At 44.9% G+C, this 16,496-nt stretch carries 14 protein-coding genes and 1 riboswitch; of the genes, 8 read left to right on the top strand and 6 right to left on the bottom strand.

All coding sequences use genetic code 11. The features are described 5' to 3' along the window. The first annotated feature begins 264 nt into the window (after positions 1 to 264). Complete coding sequence (locus B1A98_RS14085; RefSeq protein ID WP_063386247.1) at positions 265 to 1,575, top strand: hemolysin family protein; 1,311 nt, start codon at positions 265 to 267, stop codon at positions 1,573 to 1,575. A 57-nt stretch (positions 1,576 to 1,632) separates the two neighbouring features. Here B1A98_RS14085 and B1A98_RS14090 read toward each other — a convergent pair whose 3' ends face one another. Together B1A98_RS14090 and B1A98_RS14095 are read right to left on the bottom strand one after the other, a co-directional pair. Next, on the bottom strand, positions 1,633 to 2,082 hold the full coding sequence (locus B1A98_RS14090) for a C40 family peptidase (RefSeq protein ID WP_063386225.1): 450 nt from the start codon (positions 2,080 to 2,082) through the stop codon (positions 1,633 to 1,635). Between the two features lie 194 nt (positions 2,083 to 2,276). Continuing rightward, positions 2,277 to 4,493 carry a GDYXXLXY domain-containing protein gene (locus tag B1A98_RS14095; protein WP_063386224.1) on the bottom strand — a complete coding sequence of 739 codons (2,217 nt, stop codon included), beginning with the start codon at positions 4,491 to 4,493 and terminating at the stop codon, positions 2,277 to 2,279. 243 nt (positions 4,494 to 4,736) lie between these two features. On the opposite strand from B1A98_RS14095, the gene B1A98_RS14100 reads away from it, so the two are divergent. After that, positions 4,737 to 6,899, top strand: a complete 2,163-nt coding sequence (locus tag B1A98_RS14100; RefSeq protein ID WP_063386223.1) for a DNA topoisomerase III — start codon at positions 4,737 to 4,739, stop codon at positions 6,897 to 6,899. Between the two features lie 143 nt (positions 6,900 to 7,042). Then, entirely contained in the window at positions 7,043 to 7,951 is a 909-nt protein-coding gene (gene metA, locus B1A98_RS14105; protein WP_063386222.1) for a homoserine O-acetyltransferase MetA, read from the top strand. 84 nt (positions 7,952 to 8,035) lie between these two features. Here metA and B1A98_RS14110 read toward each other — a convergent pair whose 3' ends face one another. Beyond that, the gene (locus tag B1A98_RS14110) at positions 8,036 to 8,821 is read right to left on the bottom strand and encodes a carbon-nitrogen family hydrolase (RefSeq protein ID WP_063386221.1); all 786 of its coding nucleotides are present in this window, start codon (positions 8,819 to 8,821) and stop codon (positions 8,036 to 8,038) included. Positions 8,822 to 8,917: 96 nt separating this feature from the next. Here B1A98_RS14110 and B1A98_RS14115 point away from each other — a divergent pair, with 96 nt between their 5' ends. Together B1A98_RS14115 and B1A98_RS14120 are read left to right on the top strand one after the other, a co-directional pair. After that, complete coding sequence (locus B1A98_RS14115; protein WP_063386220.1) at positions 8,918 to 10,114, top strand: pyridoxal phosphate-dependent aminotransferase; 1,197 nt, start codon at positions 8,918 to 8,920, stop codon at positions 10,112 to 10,114. Between the two features lie 94 nt (positions 10,115 to 10,208). Further along, positions 10,209 to 10,315, top strand: a riboswitch (SAM riboswitch). Between the two features lie 79 nt (positions 10,316 to 10,394). Beyond that, complete coding sequence (locus B1A98_RS14120) at positions 10,395 to 10,934, top strand: class I SAM-dependent methyltransferase (RefSeq protein ID WP_063386219.1); 540 nt, start codon at positions 10,395 to 10,397, stop codon at positions 10,932 to 10,934. Here the strand turns inward: B1A98_RS14120 and B1A98_RS14125 are convergent. Further along, entirely contained in the window at positions 10,903 to 11,724 is an 822-nt protein-coding gene (locus B1A98_RS14125) for an AAC(3) family N-acetyltransferase (RefSeq protein WP_063386218.1), read from the bottom strand. The two genes, B1A98_RS14120 and B1A98_RS14125, sit on opposite strands and share 32 nt — an antisense overlap. A 156-nt stretch (positions 11,725 to 11,880) precedes the next feature. Here B1A98_RS14125 and pabB point away from each other — a divergent pair, with 156 nt between their 5' ends. The 3 genes from pabB to pabC are packed head-to-tail and all read left to right on the top strand — an operon-like array spanning position 11,881 to position 14,742. After that, the gene (gene pabB / locus B1A98_RS14130; RefSeq protein WP_063386217.1) at positions 11,881 to 13,302 is read left to right on the top strand and encodes an aminodeoxychorismate synthase, component I; all 1,422 of its coding nucleotides are present in this window, start codon (positions 11,881 to 11,883) and stop codon (positions 13,300 to 13,302) included. Beyond that, positions 13,299 to 13,886, top strand: a complete 588-nt coding sequence (gene pabA, locus B1A98_RS14135; protein ID WP_063386216.1) for an aminodeoxychorismate/anthranilate synthase component II — start codon at positions 13,299 to 13,301, stop codon at positions 13,884 to 13,886. Before pabB ends, pabA begins: the two co-directional genes overlap by 4 nt. A gap of 1 nt (position 13,887) precedes the next feature. After that, the gene (pabC, locus tag B1A98_RS14140; RefSeq protein WP_063386215.1) at positions 13,888 to 14,742 is read left to right on the top strand and encodes an aminodeoxychorismate lyase; all 855 of its coding nucleotides are present in this window, start codon (positions 13,888 to 13,890) and stop codon (positions 14,740 to 14,742) included. 167 nt (positions 14,743 to 14,909) lie between these two features. On the opposite strand, the gene B1A98_RS14145 is transcribed toward pabC, so the two are convergent. Together B1A98_RS14145 and B1A98_RS14150 are read right to left on the bottom strand one after the other, a co-directional pair. After that, the gene (locus B1A98_RS14145; RefSeq protein WP_063386214.1) at positions 14,910 to 15,854 is read right to left on the bottom strand and encodes a YsnF/AvaK domain-containing protein; all 945 of its coding nucleotides are present in this window, start codon (positions 15,852 to 15,854) and stop codon (positions 14,910 to 14,912) included. Positions 15,855 to 15,936: 82 nt separating this feature from the next. Further along, complete coding sequence (locus tag B1A98_RS14150) at positions 15,937 to 16,434, bottom strand: general stress protein (protein WP_063386213.1); 498 nt, start codon at positions 16,432 to 16,434, stop codon at positions 15,937 to 15,939. Positions 16,435 to 16,496 lie beyond the last annotated feature (62 nt).

Genomic DNA, 16,496 nt, shown 5'->3' on the forward strand with positions numbered 1-16,496 from the left:
GGGGACTTTAAAATGGAAACTGCCCCTTATTTTTATTAAAATGAAGGAGAGAGCGCTGTTTTCTGCGCATAGGTTCGTAAAAATGGTAAAAGAATAAAGGAAATGGAAACTGCTGGCCATTCTCTACATACGATTCTTTTTGTTACGAATGATTTCTAATGGGGTAAAAGGGAATTATAAACTTGCACGGGAGGTGAAAGAGGAAAGCCAAGAAAGGAATGGGGACCAGTTATCGTCTTGCATTCTTTGCTTTCCTTGCCGTCTTTGATTATCGTCAATTTTTTGCTCATTGCCATATTAATTGGCTTCTCAGGCTTTTTCGTGTCTTCTGAGTTTGCTATTGTAAAGGTCAGAATGTCGCGGATCAATCAATTGATTGCTGAGGGAAATAAAAAGGCGACCGTTGCCAAAAAGGTCGTTACGAACATGGATGAATATTTATCAGCTTGCCAGCTCGGCATTACTATTACGTCCCTTGGACTTGGCTGGCTAGGGGAGCCGACAGTTGAGCGCTTGCTGCATCCGCTCTTTGAAAAGCTGGATTTAGCCCCGTCTATAACGGGAGTGCTGTCCTTTATTATTGCTTTTGCCTTTATCACTTTTCTTCATGTGGTGATTGGAGAATTAGCGCCAAAGACGCTGGCTATTCAAAAGGCGGAGTGGCTAACTTTAGCTTTTTCGCCAGCGCTTGTATTGTTTTACCGGGTGATGTACCCGTTTATTTGGGTATTGAACAGTTCAGCCCGCTTTTTCACCGGCCTGTTTGGACTGGAGCCGGCTTCTGAGCATGAGGTTGCCCATTCAGAAGAGGAGCTGCGCATTATTTTGTCAGAAAGCTATAAAAGCGGGGAAATTAATCAATCGGAATATAAGTATGTGGATAACATTTTTGAATTTGATGAAAGAATTGCCAAAGAGATTATGGTGCCGCGCACAGAGATGGTGACGTTAAGTAAAGATTTAACATGGGCGGAAATCACCGATATTTTAAAAAGCGAGAAATACACACGTTATCCAGTAGACGATGGGGATAAAGATAATATCCTCGGCATGGTAAATATTAAAGAAATATTTTCTTATTTCTTAAGCAAGGACAATTACGATGAGCAGCCGCTGGAATGGTTTGTGAAACCAGTTATCAGCGTAATTGAAACGATACCGATTCACGACCTGCTGCTAAAGATGCAAAAAGAGCGGATTCATATGGCGATACTATTGGATGAATACGGCGGCACATCGGGTCTAGTGACAGTAGAAGACATTTTAGAGGAAATTGTCGGTGAAATTCGTGATGAATTTGATTCAGATGAGAAGCCGGAAATCCAAAAAATCGCTGCCGGGCAGTATATGCTGAGTGCGCGGGTATTAATTACAGAAGTGAATGACCTTCTTGGCATTCATTTAGAGGAAGAAGATGTAGATACGCTTGGCGGATGGTTCCTGACTCAAAAAATTGATGTAGCTCTCGGCGATGCGCTGGAACAGGACGGCTATCAATTTATTATCCGCGATGTGGACGGCCATCATATTCACATGATTGAGGCAAGAAAAGTAAAGAAAGAGAAAACAGCTTAGCTGTAAATGAACAGAAAACCCCGGCTCATGGAGAGAGCCGGGGTTTCTAATGATTTATTATTGGGCAATGCGCTTAGAGCCTAGGTATCTTTTCTTATAATAGGAGTTGCTTACTTTATCAATGCGAACTCCTTTGGAGGCTGAGTGGATAAATTGGTTATCTCCTAAGTAAATACCTACATGGGAAGCGCCTTTGCTATATGTACTGAAGAAAATTAAATCGCCTGGTTCCATGTCGCTTTTCTTGACAGCTGTGCCTTTTTGGTACATTTGTGCAGCTGTTCTTGGCAAGGACAGGCCGACTTGCTTATGTGTGTATTGAATAAATCCGGAGCAATCAAACCCTTTTGGAGTAGTGCCGCCCCATTTATACGGTGTACCAATGTGTTTTTTCGCTTCAGCAATGACAGAGTCTGCAGAATAAGCTGCGTCTGCTGAATGTAAAGGCATTAATAAACTGACACTTAAAATCAACGAACTTACTATTGCAGTTAACCATTTTTTCATCCGATTCACCCTGTTACCCTTCCGCTTCTAAATTGGATTTTTTGTAGCAATATGTTTATCTGAGGCTAATATACCAGAAAAATGAAGGGTGTGATGTTACACTTTATCGTGTAATATTACAATTGCATTACAAAAGCCGGATATTTCCCGGCTTTTGTAGGATGAATTTCTTTTAAATTGACAAAAATATCATGCTATTGCTCTTTGTTTCTACGTACCAATGTTTCTAAAATTGCATCTCCATTTTCAGCTACGCGCACAAGAGCAATGTTTTTCTCTTCCCAGTCTGCTCCAGTATTCTCAGGGATAAAGAAATGCTCAATGCCCAAGTTGAGATTGCCATAGCGGCTTGTTCCCCGGATAGTGACGGCTTTCCCATCAACAAGCACCGGCTGTTCCTTCTCTGTAAAACGAACAGGCTGGTAAATCGCTATATCCGTTCCGTGATAAGGAACGCTTTCCGTCGTTTTCTGTAACTCGACGTAGAGCTTTCCTTCTGGAAGCTCCCGCCGTTGCTGCTCTTCTTGGTAAGCGCTGTGAATGGCGTAGTTCAACTGAACATAATCACCTTGAAGCAGCGAACGAGGGTCCAGCGGCTCCAATTGAAGAGCGACAAGTTCTCCGTTTTGCAACAGCTGCTCTTTTTGCCAGGAGACAATCCCAATAAAGGCCAGCTGGGCGGTTAAAAGAATGGCAATCGGCCTCCAGCTCCACTGCCTAATATTCCGGGCTGTCTCTGTATGTTTTCTGCCCCACCAGTAAAAGAGAAGGAAAAACAGGGCGCTGACAATGAAAAATGCGAGCGACTTGTGCAGCAATTTCCAAATAAACTCGTAATATTTCCAGACAAGAAAAGCGGAAACAGCTATCCAGGTTGCCCATTTATAGAGCCTGGATTGGCTTTGGGGATACGCTAAATGAAAGTAAGCATACCCGGCAAAGATAAGATGAAACAAGATAGACAGTACAACTAATTGCCCGTCTTCAGCTGTCAATGAAAAGAAATAATAAAGAGACAGCAGATAGGCAAGCAAGCCGAGGCGCTGTCCAGGCCGTTTGGCAAAAAGAACAGCATTGAAGATCCCCAATAACAGAAACACAAGCTTCATCCATTCTTCAGAAAGGCCAAGATCTGATAGAGAAGCTAGAGCAGCGCTGCTAAGCGCGCCATTAGCGGCTAAGTAATAGAGCAGCACATCCCGCAAGGAAGAAAATAAAATGCTCATGGCGAGGAAAAGCACAGTCATCAGCCAGAAAAACCAGGTTTCCCCCTGCCAGTAAGCAAAGAGAAACAAAAAGGCGATGCCGGTGACCTGTAAAGTAAGGCGCACAACGACCCATTCTTTTTTTGAGATAAAGAATCCGGAGACAGCCAGGGCGGCACCAAGGAAAAGAAAGCTATATTTTAATCCTTCCCCATCACTAAAGAGCAGGAATGCAAAGGAGCTAGTGGATAATATAGCGATAATCGTCCCTAAAAAAGAAAGAACAGCAACAAAGAACTTGTATGTGTAACGGCTCCATTTTTTATCTTGTTCCTTCGCCGTTTTTGCAAGCTTTTGCAAAACATAGACACTGAATCCAAAGACAGCAATCAGGAGAAGAAAGCCAGTGAAAAAAACAGTTTCTCCGAACATCATAATGTAAATAAGAAAGGCATTATATACTACATAAAGCCCAAAGAAAAGCAAATGCACAGCCATAATAAACGGGTGGCTTTTCCGGTCGTTCATAAAGCTTTTCCAGAAGCGCACGATTAAAAAAATATACACTCCATGAAGAGCCAGGTATGCAACGGACGAAGGGGCAAAATCAGAAAAAAGATGATAAAGAGAGTGCTTGACTAGTAAAAAAACAGAACAATACTGCGTCACAATAAGCGCAAGAAATCCGATTTTTTCAAGACGGGCTTTTGTCAGCAAATAAAAGAAAAGCAAATGAAGTACAATGAGCGCTCCATACAGAAAAGCTTCTTCGGCATCTGAATAATCGACCCGCACGCCAACAGGATAAATTTTCAGCCAAATCGTCAGCTCCAGCAGCAGAAACGACAGCCAGAAAAAAGGCTGATAGTTGGTCAGCACGGCAAGCAAAATAACAGGTATAAGCCAAATCAGGAATAATACATACGAATCTGCATGGGAATTATACATTTGCCCAACGAGGGCGACACCTGCACCAAAGGCAATAGCTGAGGCCAGAAGCCACCAATTGCTTAGATAAGCAAAAGTGGCGCTCCTCTTATACATGAGTGAAATGACAAAGCAGGCAGCAATCATCAGCATACTCAGTCCGATTTTTACAGGACGATCGAGCAGCGGCCAGTTAGACGCGAAAAAGTAAATGACACCGGCAAGCAAAAAAACTAGTCCGAGAATGTAAGGGATGTCGCCGCGTTTTTGCAATAGCATAACGAACACTCCTTTCTGAGTAATAGATAAATATGCTAAAATGCAATATTTTTACCAAATATAAACGAAAAAAAGAAGGAAGTCACGAGCTTACTGAGAACAAGCAGCTGGTTGTATGCAAATTTGGCCGTGGCGGCCCAGCAGCTGGAATACGCCTGGAGTTAGAAACAGAGTGGCAGGAGAACGCCATTTATCGGAACAAATGATATAATAGGAGCAGTGTAAAAATGAAAGGATGTTACTATGAGCAAAACAGTCGTGTTAGCTGAGAAGCCGTCCGTTGCCCGCGATATTGCCCGCGTGTTGAAATGCGGCAAAAAAGGGAACGGCTTTTTGGAAGGAGACCGCTATATTGTGACATGGGCGCTTGGGCACTTAGTGACTCATGCTGACCCTGAGGCGTATGGCAATCAATACAAGACATGGAATCTGGCTGATTTGCCGCTTATGCCGGACCATTTAAAAACGGTTGTCATCAAGAAAACCGGCAAGCAATTTCAAGCCGTAAAAACGCAATTGAACCGTAAAGACGTAAAGGATATTGTGATTGCTACAGATGCCGGGCGCGAGGGGGAACTCGTTGGGCGCTGGATTATTGATAAAGCACATGTGAAAAAGCCGGTAAGGCGTTTATGGATTTCATCTGTTACAGACAAAGCGATTCGCGAAGGATTTAAAAACCTAAAAGACGGCCGGGAATATGAAAATTTGTACCGTTCCGCTGTAGCTCGTGCAGAAGCCGACTGGCTTGTCGGAATTAATGCTACCCGGGCTTTAACTACAAAGTTTAATGCCCAGCTTTCCTGCGGCCGTGTGCAGACTCCTACGCTGGCGATCATTGCAAAAAGGGAAGAAGAAATTAAGCAATTCAAGCCCAAAAGCTATTATGGCATTGCTGCCGTCGCTGGAGACATTAAGCTGACCTGGAAAGACGCAAAGTCAAATGACACGAAAACCTTTTCAGAAGAGAAGCGGGATCAACTTTTAAAGGCGATTCGCGGTCAAAAAGCGGTGGTTGCCAGTGTGAAAAAGGCGGCCAAAAAGTCTTATGCTCCCGAGTTGTACGATTTAACGGAGCTTCAGCGCGATGCCCACAAAATTTTTGGCTATTCGGCAAAAGAAACACTGTCGATTATGCAAAAGCTGTATGAGCAGCATAAACTCGTTACTTATCCGCGTACCGATTCCCGCTATTTATCAAGCGATATGGTGGATACGCTGAGAGAGAGAGTAGAGGCTGTCGAAATTAATCCTTATACGAAATATGCAGCTAAGGTAAAGAAAAACGGAATCAAGCCAAACAAGTCTTTTGTCAACGACGCCAAGGTATCGGATCATCATGCCATTGTACCGACGGAGCAAACGGCTATTTTAAATGATTTAAGCGACAAGGAGCGTAAGATTTACGATTTAATTGTTAAGCGCTTTTTAGCTGTATTGCTGCCGCCGTTTGAGTATGAGCAAACGACAGTGGAAGCAAAGATTGGATCAGAGACATTTACAGCTAAAGGAAAAGTCATTACTTCTCTTGGCTGGAAAGAAGTGTACGGGAAAGAGGAAGACGATGAAGCTTCCCTGCCTCCTGTTAAACAAGGAGCAGAGCTTGAAGTAACGGCGTTAACGCCTACCCGGGGAGAAACGAGCCCGCCGGCCCGTTTTAACGAAGGAACCCTTTTGTCAGCAATGGAAAACCCGGCAAAGTACATGGAAGAGGAAAACAAACAGCTCAAACAAACGCTCAGCCAGACAGGCGGACTGGGAACAGTGGCGACCCGGGCAGATATTATCGAAAAGCTGTTTAATACCTTTTTGATTGAGAAGAAAGGCAAAGATATCATTCTTACCTCCAAAGGCAAGCAATTGCTCGAGCTGGTGCCAAGCGAATTAAAGTCGCCTGCTTTAACAGGAGAGTGGGAGCAAAAGCTTGAGGCCATTGCGAAGGGCAAACTGAAGCCGCAAGCTTTTATGAAAGAAATTGGCAGTTATGCCAAAGCAGTAACCAATGAAATTAAAAACAGCGACAGAAAGTTCAAACATGATAATATAACAGGCAGCCAATGTCCGGATTGCGGGAAATTATTGCTGGAAGTGAACGGAAAAAAAGGGAAGATGCTTGTATGCCAGGACCGAGAGTGCGGCTACCGCAAAAATGTAGCAAAATTGACGAATGCCCGCTGTCCAAACTGCCATAAAAAACTTGAGCTTCGCGGGGAAGGGGAAGGACAGATCTTTGTCTGCAAATGCGGATACAGAGAAAAAATGTCGGCCTTCCAGAAGCGGCGGAAGCAACAGTCCGGAAATAAAGCGACAAAGCAAGATGTAAATCAATATTTGAAAAAGCAATCGAAGGATGAACCGATTAATACCGCTTTAGCTGATGCACTGGCTAAATTAAAATTGAAATAATCTATCTGCCTGCAAAGAAAAGCTCTTTTGCAGGCTTTTTTTGCGCGGGTACAGCCCGAGGAGAAAAAACAGTTCTTGTATTTTACAAGAGGGGCTGTCTATAATAGTTTATTGAAAATTCAAAACCAAAAGGGGGTAGAAAGATGCCGATTAATATACCGCAGCAATTGCCGGCACGTGAGATTCTGGAGAAAGAGAATATTTTCGTGATGGACGTGGATCGGGCACGCCGCCAGGATATCCGTCCGTTAAATATTTTAATTCTGAACCTAATGCCGGAAAAAGAGAAAACAGAAGCCCAGCTTCTGCGGCTGCTCGGCAACACACCACTTCAAGTAAACGTATCTTTTTTGTATACAGCTACATATGAATCAAGGAATGTCAGCAAATCCCACTTGCAGCAATTTTATACAACATTCGAGGAAGTCAAGGGCAGGCGCATTGACGGCATGATTATTACTGGAGCGCCTATCGAATTGATGGAATTTGAAGAAGTCAGTTACTGGGAAGAATTAACAGAGATAATGGATTGGGCCAAGACAAATGTTACTTCTCTTCTCCACATTTGCTGGGGGGCCCAAGCAGCGCTTTATCATTATTTCGGTATCGGCAAATTTGAATTGCCCAAGAAATGTTCCGGTGTGTTCAGTCATACAGTGAATGAACCTACGGTGAAGCTGATGCGCGGATTTGATGATCTTTTCTATGCGCCCCATTCTCGCTACACAGATGTTGAGATAGAAAAGATTAAAGACCATAACGATTTGCAGCTTTTAGCTTACTCCGAGGAAGCAGGCGCATTTATTATCATGTCAAAAGATGAGCGCCATATTATGATTACTGGACATCTGGAGTACGAGGCGCATACACTTTCCGAAGAATATGCACGGGATTTAGCGAAGGGGCTCGATATCGACATGCCAAAAAACTATTTCCCGGACAATAATCCGACAAAAAAGCCAATAAACAAGTGGCGTTCGCATGCCCACTTATTGTTTTCCAACTGGCTAAACTATTATGTTTACCAGGAAACACCGTATGAGTGGGATTAAACAGGAGAGTAACCGTCCTTGTTATTCAGGCAGTTCGGCTGCCGTTAGATGAAAACCCGGGAAATTTCCCGGGTTTCTTCCTGTTCACTCATAAAATGCCGGGCGGCGGTCTTCGAAGATGGGGATGCGTTTTCTTATCTCCGCTACTTGCGAAAGATCCATTTCAGCTATGAGCATTTCCTCTTCTTCTCCTGCTTCGGCAACCACTTCTCCCCATGGATCAACGATAATGGAATGGCCGGCGAATTTATTTTTAGGGTCTTCACCGCTGCGGTTGCAGCCTACAACATAGCTTTGGTTCTCTATGGCTCTGGCAATCAGCAATGTCCGCCAATGGTCCTTGCGGGCAAGCGGCCATTCAGCAGGGATAAATAAGACGTTCGCCCCTGCCAGTACGTGTTTTCTTAGCCATTCAGGAAAGCGGATGTCATAGCAAATAAAAGCGGCCATCTGTTCGTTTTCAAGCATAAATAAGCCGTCATCTTTTCCCGCTTTTAAAAACTTCTCTTCTTCCATTAACCGGAACAGGTGCAGTTTGCTGTATTTTTTCAGCAGTTCTCCCTCTTTATTAATAACAATTAGTGTATTTTCCACACCCTCTTGTGTTTCATTGGCTACGGAGCCGCCAATTAAGTGCATGCGATGTTTTTTAGCTTGTGCCGATAAGAATTGCACTGTCTTGGCTGCTTCCTTATCCGCGATCTCATCAAGCCTCGTTAAATCATAGCCAGTTGTCCACAGTTCAGGCAGCACCGCCAGCTGGCAGCCTTGATCAGATGCTTTTTGCAGCCATTTTTCTGCTCGCTTGTAATTTTCCTCTGGATCGCCAAAGGCGATATCCATTTGGATAACTGCAGTTTTTAATTTCATTTCAACCCCACTTTCCTTTCCGAAAATTCTTACTTTACTTTCTCTCCCTTTCGTTATACCATTATTAACTATAATTTGAAAGCGAGGGCTGCGTGAATGAAGACTTTTGAAACAGCTAATCGGCTTCAGGCCTTGCCGGAGCAATTCTTCGCTAAATTGGGCCAACAGATTAAGGAGGCCTCTGACAAGGGACAGGACATAATCAATTTGGCACAGGGGAGTCCTGACCAGCCAGCATTCTCCCATATCAAGGAGGCATTGAAGGCAGCAGCTGACAATCCCGCTAATGACAAATATCCGCCTTTCCAAGGCTTTAGCCATGTGAAAAAGGCTTGTGCTGATTTTTATAAAAGGGAGTATGGCGTTGAAGCAGACCCGGAAAAAGAAATAGCCCTTATTATCGGCGGCAAAGCTGGATTAGTCGAGTTGCCGCAATGCTTGCTGAATCCGGGGGATATAGCGCTCGTGCCCGACCCGGGATATCCCGACTATTGGTCCGGCATCGCTCTTGCCGGCGCTGATATGCACATGCTGCCGCTTGAAGCAGAAAACGGTTTTTTGCCTCGCTATGAAAAGATTCCAAAAGAGGTAGCTGAAAAAGCAAAGCTCCTGTTTATCAATTATCCAAATAACCCGACAGGAGCAATGGCAGATTCCGCTTTTTTTGAAAAGACGATTCAATTTGCTGATGAACACGGGATTTGTATTGTTCATGACTTTGCTTACGGAGCTATTGGGTTCGATGGGAAAAGACCGATTAGTTATCTTCAAGCCAATGGGGCGAAGGAGCACGGCATTGAAATTTATACTATGTCAAAGACATATAATATGGCAGGCTGGAGAATCGGATTTGCAGTTGGCAATCCGAGCGTGATTGCTGCCTTGGAGTTAATGCAGGAACATTTGCATTGCAGTTTGTACGGGGGCATTCAAGAAGCAGCCGCAGCTGCTTTGCTTGGTCCGCAGGAGCAGGTGCATCAGCAGCAGGCGATGTATGAGGCGCGCCGCAACTTGCTCATCAGCCGTTTACAAGAAATTGGCTGGGAAGTCACCGCACCGGAGGGCTCTTTTTTTGCCTGGCTGAAAGTGCCGAAAGGGTATACATCTCAGCAGTTTAGCGAGCTGCTTCTCGAAAAGGCAGGCGTAGCTTTTGCACCGGGAATTGGTTTTGGCGAGCGCGGCGAGGGGTATGTCCGTGCCGGCCTGGTCGCATCTGAAGAACAAATACAAGAAGCTGTTCGCCGTATTGCCCAGCTGAATATTTTTAAAAAGCAGGTTGACAGCCGAGTGTAATCGTGCAATAATTCGAATGAACTGAAAAATGAATTTATTTAAAGTGCCAACTAGTTGGCTTAACAATAGCTGAATGAATTAAATAACAATGAATATCTTATCAAGAGCAGGTGGAGGGACAAGCCCAATGAAGCCCGGCAACCGACCCCCGTATATGGGGGCACGGTGCTAATTCTTGCAGCGAAAGCTGGCAGATAAGAGAGCGGATTATTTGAAAACCTCTTCTTATCTGAAGAGGTTTTTCTTTTGTTTGGATTATTAAAAAAAGGAGGAACGACATATGGCGGTAACAGATCGAAAAGGAGTAGCGAGTGACCAAGTGTTAGGATGGACGATTTCATCCGGCAGTTTTCTGCAAACAGCAAATATCAAGCAGGAGGAGAATGTATTATGGATTGGAGACTCTTTGCCTCCCGCTATCATACATGCGAATAAAGCCAGGATTGTTATGGCTTCTTCCGCTGTTTTCAACTCTGTGAAATCCGGATTTGATGTGGCAGCCTCCCAGTTGGGCATCCATTTCTTAGAGAATGGAGAAGAATGGCTGCGACAGAGCTTTCATTTGTTGAATCCGGGCGGTCGCCTGGTGATTGATTTGGCTGAGCCTTCTGCACTGCAGCAATCGGCGGACGCAAAGTATATAGGCAGCCTGCCAGATTATTGGGATCTTTTGCGGGAAATTGGTTTTGAAGCCATCTTTGTTCAGCAGATCGCCGTTCATTCTTTTTTAGAGGCGATAGAGCAAGGATGGGCGGAGCTGGAAGAAGAGGCTCCCTTTCCAGCAGCAGTTAATCGCTTTGTTGCTTTGAAAGGCTGTTGAAGTAACGGGCGGTGAAATCAACAAGCGGACGAATAGGAATCAGCTTGCAAGCAGACTGGGCGAGAGAGCCTGTCGCAACCGGGATTTCTTGTTCGAAGGCTTGGCCGATTTCATTAAACCGCTCGGATGTTTCTTCAAGCTCCCAATAAACTCGCCAGACCCGTTCTCCGTTTTCCATCATTGCTGAGCCTTGCTTAAAAGCTTTGCGGCCATCGTTTGCCCGGTATTCACCAAGGTGCATAGCGGTACATGAGCTGTAGTCCGTGCCGATAAATAAAGCGGCCGCATCAAGCTCATATAATCGGGCAAGCGGTGACTGTTCTCCAAAGGCAAAGTCCACTGAATGATGGTCAGTGATGAAAGAAGCATGCTTTCCCCATGCTGTAAACGAACAAGAGGGGTGGCCGCTTCGCTTGACATCAGGAAACGTCCGAAAGGCTTCAGCGATCCGTCCCATCCCTAACGTAGAGGTGATATCCGGCAAATAGGCAGGCATGAAGTAACGAATACTCGGCCACCACTCTTCTGGTACCGGCGGATTTTTCCAGTATTTTGGATCTGTGTTATCGCTGGTTTGTGCCGGCATGACAATGGTTCCGCTGCTGGAAACGGATTCCATAAGTGCTTGGATCACAGTGTTTTCGCCGCCAGCCACCCAGCCGATGGAACGCAGAGAAGAATGCACGATAAGAACATCTCCTTGTCTCACTCCAAGGGACTGAAGGTCTTTCATTAAGGTCTCTGCTGTGATTGCTGATTGAGCCTTCTGGATTGAAGTATGGTCTTCCATTGTTTCCCGCCGCCTTTTTTACTCGTTTTCTTCTATTATAAAAGATAGAGGCCGCGAACAGAAAAGCAACGGCAAAAAAATGCTGTTTCGATGCTTTTTTCTTTCCGGCTTGTCTAGTATGATGAAAAAGACTAAGACAAAAAAGGATGAAAACGAGTGAATGAACGACAAATATGTTACCGAACGCTTCCTTACACTAAGGAAAAGTTTTTCTATCAATATAAATCTCTGACTAAAAGTGAAGCCCATCATGTGTTTCTTGAAAGCGGAAGAGGAGGGCGTTACAGCATAGCCGGGTTATCGCCGTCAGCGGTTGTGCTGTCTGACGAGGAAGGCATTCAAATTCAGACGGCAGACAGTGAAGAAAAGCGCAAGGGAGCGCCGCTTGCTGAATTGGAGAGTTGGATGAAAGAATTCCAACTTCCTAAGCAAGAAGGGCTTCCTGATTTTCAAGGCGGGGCGATCGGCTATATCAGCTATGATTATGCCCGTTATATTGAAAAGCTGCCGGATTGTGCGGAGGAGGACCTTAGACTGCCAGTTCTCTATTTTCAAGTTTTTGATGAATGGGCTGTCTTTGATCACCAAACAAGCACTCTTTGGCTGCTCGTTATTGGCGGGGAGAAAGCAGCAGAACAGAAGCTGCAGCAAGCGGAAGAGAAGTGGACCGCTGTATTCCATGAAGAAGCCGAGGGAGCCGCAGATCCTGCTGCCGATGAGTTAAAGGTATCTTTTTCGGAAGAAGAGTTCCAAGCGGCAGTTGAAAAAACAAAACAATATATTGCTGAGGGAGATGTTTTCCAGGTTAATTTATCTGTCCGTCAGTCCAAGCCGCTTTCTGTTCCGGCGCTGGCTGTTTATGAGGAATTAAGAAGGCTGAATCCCTCTCCGTATATGGCTTATATTCATACCCCTGAATTTCAAATCGTATCCGGCTCCCCGGAGCTGCTGGTAAAGAAATCAGGAACCGAGTTAAGCACACGGCCAATTGCCGGCACCCGTTCACGCGGAAAAGACGATGCAGACGATTTACGCCTGGCTTCAGAATTGATTGAGAATGAAAAAGAACGTGCTGAACATGTTATGCTCGTTGATTTGGAACGAAATGATTTAGGCCGGGTAAGTGAATACGGCTCTGTTGAAGTAGATGAATTTATGGTGATTGAAAAATATTCCCATGTCCAGCACATCGTTTCCAATGTGCGCGGCACACTTGCTGCCGGGAAAACCAATGCTGATGTGATTCATGCCGTTTTTCCGGGAGGAACGATTACTGGGGCGCCAAAAGTCCGGACGATGGAAATTATTGAGGAGCTGGAACCAGTAAGGCGCGGCCTGTACACCGGGTCCATTGGATGGATCGGCTTTAATGAAGATATGGAGCTGAATATTGTCATTCGGACAATGATTGTTGAAAACGGCATGTGTCATGTCCAGGCAGGGGCGGGAATCGTTATCGATTCCGACCCAAAGAGCGAGTACAAGGAGTCGCTGAAAAAAGCAAAGGCTGTCTGGAAAGCGAAGGAACTCGCGGAAAAAAGGCTGGCGTCTGTGCAATCAGGAGGAGAACACGCATGATTTTAATGATCGATAACTACGACTCTTTTACTTATAATCTTGTTCAGTACTTAGGAGAGCTGGGAGAAGAGCTGGTGGTGAAACGGAATGATGAGATGACTATCGAAGAAATCAGAAAGCTGAAGCCGGACTTTTTAATGATCTCGCCAGGCCCATGCACACCGAATGAAGCTGGCATCAGCTTAGAAGCTATCCGCTCCTTTGCGGGTGAAATTCCGATATTCGGCGTGTGTTTGGGGCAGCAGTCTATCGCTCAAGCTTTTGGCGGAGAGGTGGTTCGAGCCAGCCGGCTCATGCACGGGAAGACATCTCCTATGTTTCATGATGGCCGGACGATTTTCAAAGGCCTGCCTGACCCATTTCCGGCGACGCGCTATCATTCATTAATTGTGCGCAAAGAGACGCTGCCAAGTTGTTTTGAAATCTCTGCTTGGACTAAGGAAGGTGAGATTATGGCCATCCGTCATAAAGAGCTTCCTATTGAAGGTGTGCAATTTCATCCGGAATCCATTATGACATATGGAGGAAAAGAAATGCTTGAAAGCTTTATCCGTTATTACCGGAGAGTGAAGACGGAGGTATAAGATGTTTATTTATTTAAATGGAGAGGTTGTTTCTCGTGAGCAGGCGGTCATTTCTCCGTTTGATCACGGTTTTTTATACGGGATGGGTGTATTTGAAACCTTTCGCGTATATAACGGGCATCCTTTTTTAATGGACGATCATTTAGACCGCTTAAACCGCAGCTTAAAGGCGCTAATGATTAACAGGCAATTCAGCCGCTCAGAAGCAGTGGAGATATTGGATGAGTTATCTGAAGCCAACGAATGGAAGCATTCGTATATCCGCTTCAACGTTTCGGCGGGCAATGGTGAAATTGGGTTACAGACCGCAGCTTATGAGCAGCCGAATGTGATCGTTTTTCAAAAGCCGCTGCCGCCGCCTGGAGGACTGCTGGAAAAAACGGGGCAATGGTTAACGATCAAGAGAAACTCCCCTGAAATGAATGAACGGCTGAAGTCCCATCATTATTTAAATAATATTGCCGGCAAGCGGGAAACGGGAATAGACGGGTCAGTGGAAGGCATTTTTTTGAATCAAGCAGGGGCAGTAGCTGAAGGGGTAGTTTCTAATATTTTTTGGGTGAAAGGAAACACTCTTTACACGCCGGCGATTGAAACAGGGATTCTAAACGGAATTACCCGGAAATATGTTATCCGTGTGGCAAAGGAAAAAGGAATGGCCGTTGAAGAAGGGATATTTTTTCCTCAAGAGGTGGAGGAGGCGGAAGAAGTATTTTTTACTAATTCCATTCAAGAAATTACAGCCGTGAAGCAAATTGGCAGCCGGTTATTCCCAGGCAGCACCGGAAAGCGGGCAAATGAGCTGTTTTCCCGTTATGCTTCTGATCGCGAAGTGTTATGGAGCAACGGACACTAGACATGAGAGAGAATGTTTAAAGTGCGGGCAGAGCGAAAAATAAATTTGCCAGCAGCCGGTGATTAGTCATTAGCTGGATTTTTGGACCTTCACCTGGACATAAGACGTTCAAACAGACAAAATAGCCCTTTCTTAAGAAAGGGCTATTTAAAATTTTCCTTCTATTATTAATAACGGTCGCGCCGGTCTAGACGATCAGCAGAATTGTCACGGAGAAGGGGATCAGTTGTCTCTTCTTCTACCTCAATATCGCCTTCTTTGGCAATGTGGGCTTCTTCCCGTTTTATCGTATCGCTTACGGTTTCTGTATCTTGCACTTTGCGCTTGCCGATGACTAATTCTTCAGAAACAACCGGCCGTTTCGTTACCTCCACATGTTCCTCTGTAATCGGAATGCGGATCGTATGGTCGTCTTCAACAATCGGCGCAGTGTCTCGAGCAGCAGCGACCTCATCTACCGCCCGGCGCTCCACGTACACCTCATCCCGTTCTACATTAACATCAACTGTGCGCGGCTCTTCCACAATATCCTTTTCTACATATACTTCGCCTTTTTGAACACGTTCCTTGTCCACTTCTAGGCGTTCCTCACGGAGACGAATGCGCTGCTCGTCATTTAAATCATCAGATATATTGGTTGTATCGAGCTCCGGTGCTCTATCTGCCTGGACGCCTTCTACATAGCCATCTGCCATGTGATCGCTTGCGCCTAGCGTATTGGCTCCAAGATTAGGATCAGCCGCATCTGTGAGCGGACGGTTCTCATATAACCGGTCGAAATCTTTGTCGACATAGAGAAGTATTTTTCCGCCGTTAATATCATCATAGTAACGGTCCACTTCTGCATCGGCTAATCCCATATTGCGCAATCCGCCCCGGACTTCGTCTTCTCCTGATAAGAAAGCCATAAATTTATCCATCCAAGAACCGTCTGTTCCTGCTGATTCTACTTCGACTCCCGTTCGTCCTCTCACCATCGAAACATGCTCAGTATCCTTTGCTACTGCATAAATGTCTGCTTCTGTATAGCCTTCTGCCTTTAGCTGTTCGATTTTGCTGATCACTTCCGATTGAGTATTAAACACGCCAATAAATTTTTTATCGTTATTCATTGATATAGCCTCCTTGTAAAAAGTTCTAATGACTTATGGTGTTTACATACCCTTTGTGATATAATTGAAACTTTTAAATGTTTTACAAGTAATCTCGATAGAGTGCTTGCTGATCCGGGGGAAGCGTGGATTCCTCCAATGCTGCCGATTCAGTTGTTCTCTGTTCCTTCATCAGACGGCGCCTTTCTGCTTCTTCTCTATCAGGCAGAGGAGGATTGGCAATCCCGGCTGCTGTTTCTTCCGTTGCTTGAGTACTTTCTTTATCGGCTGCAAGCAAAATTAAATCTTCTTCTACGTTTTTGTAATAGGCTTCAGCATCTTCCTCAGATAGGCCAAACTCCAGTAAATATTCTTTTACAGGAGCCTCCTTTGAAAATACAGCCTTCATCTTATCCTTCATAGATGGCCCTGCCGAAATTACCTTTGCTCCAGAACGATTTTGAAGCATTAAATGAAAGTCCGCGTCTTTCGTTATGGCATACAATTGGCTGGCTGCAACCCCTTCTACCTTTAATTCTTCAATACGGCGGATGGCATCAATTTCACTGCTGCATAAACCAATTACTTTTTTGGTGGGCATTTTTTATCCTCCTAAAATCGTACAGGGTCATTCCTTTAACAAGTACCCGCTGGCACGAAACG

Source organism: Pseudobacillus badius (assembly GCF_002189605.1).
In the GTDB taxonomy this organism is placed as follows: Bacteria; Bacillota; Bacilli; order Bacillales; family Domibacillaceae; genus Pseudobacillus; species Pseudobacillus badius.

Excerpts from the sequence above, each read along its gene's own strand:
- B1A98_RS14090 (WP_063386225.1), bottom strand. The coding sequence starts at position 2,082 with ATGAAAAAATGGTTAACTGCAATAGTAAGTTCGTTGATTTTAAGTGTC.
- B1A98_RS14095 (WP_063386224.1), bottom strand. The coding sequence starts at position 4,493 with ATGCTATTGCAAAAACGCGGCGACATCCCTTACATTCTCGGACTAGTT.
- B1A98_RS14100 (WP_063386223.1), top strand. The coding sequence starts at position 4,737 with ATGAGCAAAACAGTCGTGTTAGCTGAGAAGCCGTCCGTTGCCCGCGAT.
- metA (WP_063386222.1), top strand. The coding sequence starts at position 7,043 with ATGCCGATTAATATACCGCAGCAATTGCCGGCACGTGAGATTCTGGAG.
- B1A98_RS14110 (WP_063386221.1), bottom strand. The coding sequence starts at position 8,821 with ATGAAATTAAAAACTGCAGTTATCCAAATGGATATCGCCTTTGGCGAT.
- B1A98_RS14115 (WP_063386220.1), top strand. The coding sequence starts at position 8,918 with ATGAAGACTTTTGAAACAGCTAATCGGCTTCAGGCCTTGCCGGAGCAA.
- B1A98_RS14120 (WP_063386219.1), top strand. The coding sequence starts at position 10,395 with ATGGCGGTAACAGATCGAAAAGGAGTAGCGAGTGACCAAGTGTTAGGA.
- B1A98_RS14125 (WP_063386218.1), bottom strand. The coding sequence starts at position 11,724 with ATGGAAGACCATACTTCAATCCAGAAGGCTCAATCAGCAATCACAGCA.
- pabA (WP_063386216.1), top strand. The coding sequence starts at position 13,299 with ATGATTTTAATGATCGATAACTACGACTCTTTTACTTATAATCTTGTT.
- pabC (WP_063386215.1), top strand. The coding sequence starts at position 13,888 with ATGTTTATTTATTTAAATGGAGAGGTTGTTTCTCGTGAGCAGGCGGTC.
- B1A98_RS14145 (WP_063386214.1), bottom strand. The coding sequence starts at position 15,854 with ATGAATAACGATAAAAAATTTATTGGCGTGTTTAATACTCAATCGGAA.
- B1A98_RS14150 (WP_063386213.1), bottom strand. The coding sequence starts at position 16,434 with ATGCCCACCAAAAAAGTAATTGGTTTATGCAGCAGTGAAATTGATGCC.